1 protein-coding gene is annotated in these 1668 nt (G+C 57.6%); it reads left to right on the top strand.

Annotation, left to right across the window (positions count from 1 at the left end; all coding sequences use genetic code 11):
• Positions 1 to 458: 458 nt before the first annotated feature.
• Positions 459 to 1668 (top strand): glucans biosynthesis glucosyltransferase MdoH (gene mdoH, locus ABX749_RS32020; RefSeq protein WP_372899613.1); only part of this gene is annotated, 1210 nt, incomplete at its 3' end.

Here is a 1668-nt window from a genome sequence, read left to right as displayed (position 1 = left end):
TTTTGAAACGACGCCACTAACTCAACCTTTCGTTCTTTCGGGCCACCCTGCAGAGGATCAACAACCGAGTTCTCTCGTCCCAGTGGTCGAGCGCTATCTTCGTGCCAGCGGATCTGTCGATAACCAGTCGAACCACTTGATCGCCCTTGCGATCTCGGAACGCGCAGGATGTCTTTGTCGTGAACACGGTGATCTGATCCGTACCGCACTTCGAATGGCCGCCGACCACGTGGCCAGCACCGGGAACCGGGACGTCGTACCGTCGCCGCAACGTAGTGTGATGCAACCGGCACAACCTGTTCGCCGGGCCGCCCCGCTGCGACTGAGTTGGTGGTCGGGTTTGATTCAGTCGTACCGCTTCGCAGCGTCTGCGAGCGTGGGTGCCCGATAGCATTCTTGCATCGACGGCGTTGGCGTTTATCTAGGTCTCTCGGTCTACGTGAAGATTGGATCAATCAATGGAACATTCCAGTTCATCTGTTCGTGTCACGGTGATTCTGTTGTCGCTCGGATTAACGGCGATCGCGACGGCTAGCTACCTGGTGGTTGTCGATCGCAGCAGCGGAATCAATTTGTTCGAAGCATTGAGTGCGGCGATTTTTACGCTGTTGTTCGGTTGGATTGCGTTTTCGTTTGTGCTCGCAACCATCGGATTTCTCACGCTGCACAGTCGACGTCGCATGTCGAGGACGTTGGCTCCGCCAAACAACACTGGGGAGCACTTATTAGCGGTAGGGCGCGAGCCCTCCGGTGTCGTGGTGAAGATGGGGAACCGGAGGGCTTGCGCCTTGCCGCTAAAACCTGGTAAACCACGGACGATAAATGCTTCACCACATCACCCGCCAGACGCGTCACAACTTGCGGCCGAGCAACAGCTTTCTGCTCTCAACGATCCGCAAGGGGCTGAACAAGCGATCGCCGAACCGCAGCGCACTGCGGTCTTGATGCCGGTGTACAACGAGGCACCGGAACGCGTCATCGCAGGCATCGAAGCGATGGTTGACGATCTGCGCACTCACCAAGCGACGAATCAGTTCGACTTTTATCTGCTCAGCGATACGACGCAATCAGAAGTCTGGTTGCAGGAGGAATTGGCGTGGTCGCAGTTTGTTGAGCGCGTTCCCGACTGCCGAGTGTTCTATCGGCACCGGCCGCACAACAAGTCACGAAAGGCAGGCAATATCGCTGACTTTTGTATCCGCTGGGGCGCGAGCTATCCGTACATGATCGTTTTGGACGCGGACAGTTTGATGTCGGCTGAAACGATGCTGGAGATGGTCGCGCGGATGCGAGCGGATAGCCAGTTGGGAATCCTTCAAGTCCCCCCGGCGCCGGTCGGTCGGAATTCGTTGTTCGCGCGGCTGCAACAGTTTGCCGCGCACACGTACGGTCCGATCTTTGTCGCCGGATTCGCCAAGTGGGCGGGCGATGACGGAAACTACTGGGGGCACAATGCAATCATCCGTGTGCGTGCTTTTTTGGAGCATTGCGATTTGCCGGTGTTGCCGGGGAAAGAGCCCTTGGGGGGAGAGATCCTCAGTCACGACTTCGTCGAAGCCGCGTTGATGGTGCGTTCGGGCTGGAAGGTTCAGGTCGCGACGGACTTGGAAGGGAGCTTTGAGGAATGTCCGACCACGCTGGCCGACTATGCCCAACGCGATCAACGAT

Origin of the sequence: Stieleria sp., from assembly GCF_041595215.1 — a bacterium.
GTDB classification, from domain to species: Bacteria; Planctomycetota; Planctomycetia; order Pirellulales; family Pirellulaceae; genus Stieleria; species Stieleria magnilauensis.
Note: the sequence above shows the minus strand (reverse complement) of the source record. Positions and strands in the feature narration are given on the sequence as shown.